We start from the raw sequence: 1,712 nt of genomic DNA, 5'->3' as shown, positions 1-1,712 counted from the left end.
TGAGGGCGACCACCTCACGAAATGGTCGCACGGGTACGGGACATGCCCAATGAGAAAGCTGGGTTTTTGATCAGGCTCTTAATCCACTCGCCACGGCTTAGTGCCTATCCGGAATACCCTGTCGCAGAATTAGTCGGGGCGCAGCGCCGCTGCGCCCCATCGATGGGTTGGATTCGTTATACCGTGAGACAGGCATTCAGACAGGCTTTTAACAGGATTGAGTTATGAGAGAGGTACACCTTTCACCACTGCTACTGCAAATGTAAGCGGGTTGTTCGCGTGCACTGGGAAGTGGTATCGGTCACTGAGTTGATACGTGAGCATTCCTCCGTTGCGAATTGTACATAAGCTACTTTTGGTGATTGTGCGCTTCTGCAAGATCAGAAGGATCACTGTCGAGCACCGCCAGCGTATCTTCAGGCGCTAATACGCGCACGATTAATTGCAACCGTCCTGGTGGTGTACCAATAATCTGTTGAAAGATAGCACTGGCCTCAGCAGCAAATAATCGCTTGTGAGCATAATCTGGCGGTTGGTCGCCGCAGTAGAAAACCTCGAGCATCGGCATAGAAATACCTCTCTCACACAAACCGTAAACTAATTGGTGGTTGACCATGCATTTCAAGCACAAAGATATCACCGCGTTGAGCTGGGATTGTGGCAGCTAATGCTCCAGAGATGACAATATCACCAGCCCGTAATGGGATCGCAAACTCGCGTAATTTGTTCGCTAACCATGCGACTGCCAGTGCGGGATGGCCCAATGCGGCTGCGCCTGTTCCAAACACAGTTGGCTGACCATTGTGACTCATTATCATTCCAACAGTGCGCAAGTCGCTACTACGCATAGACGTACTCCAGCTACCAATAGTCAATCCACCATAGGAAGCATTATCGGCGATAGTGTCGGCCAGCTTGATACGCCAGCGATCAATTCGGCTGTCAACAATTTCGATGGCAGCGGCCAGTGCTTCGGTTGCTGCAAGTACCTGCTGAGGCGTAATATCGGGCCAATCGAGCGTTTCACCGATCAAAAATGCAATTTCACCTTCAACCCGCGGTTGTAGAAAGTAGTCAAAGGGTACCTCGGCACGACCATTCCTGATCGGGAAGTAGCGCGAGGCCCAAAGTGTTCCATAATCTGGCTCTGATACCCCCATTTGCTCCTGCACAGCTTTACTGGTCAGTCCAATTTTGCGGCCAATGATTCGCTCGCCGCGGCTTACGCGCAATTCTGTCCAGCGCGTCTGAATTCGGTAGGCAGTGGCTGCGTCGGTGATTCCCTCACTCTCGGTGAGTGGAGCGATAGTAAATCGCGCTTCCCAGGCCTGATCAAGTCTTCGGGCCAGGGTATCAATCATTCCTTCATCAGTGACGCTACCGGTTACTGATTGCTCAGACATATCGTCTTGACCTCCGTGTAGAACTCAAGGCTGTAATGTCCTCCCTCCCGACCAATTCCGCTCTGTTTCATACCCCCAAAAGGAACCCGGAGATCACGAACAAAAAAGTCATTAACCCAGATTGTACCGGCTTCAAGTGCTGATCCCAGACGTACTGCACGGCCAACATCGCGTGTTTGCACAACTGCTGAAAGGCCATAGCTGACCCCATTAGCGATTGCAACTGCTTCTTCTTCGTCGTCAAACGGAGCAACTGTTACGACTGGGCCGAAGATCTCCTCTTGACACACTCGATCATGCGGTTTGACA

Annotated in this window: 3 protein-coding genes; all 3 read right to left on the bottom strand. The window is 51.5% G+C overall.

Annotation, left to right across the window (positions count from 1 at the left end; translation table 11 throughout):
• Positions 1-349: 349 nt before the first annotated feature.
• Positions 350-568, bottom strand: coding sequence for a hypothetical protein (locus JE47_RS0120115; RefSeq protein WP_035420244.1), 219 nt, complete (start codon positions 566-568; stop codon positions 350-352).
• Between the two features lie 13 nt (positions 569-581).
• Entirely contained in the window at positions 582-1,403 is an 822-nt protein-coding gene (locus JE47_RS0120110) for a 2-keto-4-pentenoate hydratase (RefSeq protein WP_031461450.1), read from the bottom strand.
• Positions 1,385-1,712: aldehyde dehydrogenase family protein (locus tag JE47_RS0120105; protein WP_031461449.1), on the bottom strand; the 328-nt coding region annotated here is incomplete at its 5' end. The genes JE47_RS0120110 and JE47_RS0120105, both read right to left, overlap by 19 nt.

Origin of the sequence: Chloroflexus sp. MS-G, assembly GCF_000735195.1 — a bacterium.
Lineage (GTDB): Bacteria > Chloroflexota > Chloroflexia > Chloroflexales > Chloroflexaceae > Chloroflexus.
This window is presented reverse-complemented; position numbering and strand designations above follow the sequence as displayed.

Excerpts from the sequence above, each read along its gene's own strand:
- JE47_RS0120115 (WP_035420244.1), bottom strand. The coding sequence starts at position 568 with ATGCCGATGCTCGAGGTTTTCTACTGCGGCGACCAACCGCCAGATTAT.
- JE47_RS0120110 (WP_031461450.1), bottom strand. The coding sequence starts at position 1,403 with ATGTCTGAGCAATCAGTAACCGGTAGCGTCACTGATGAAGGAATGATT.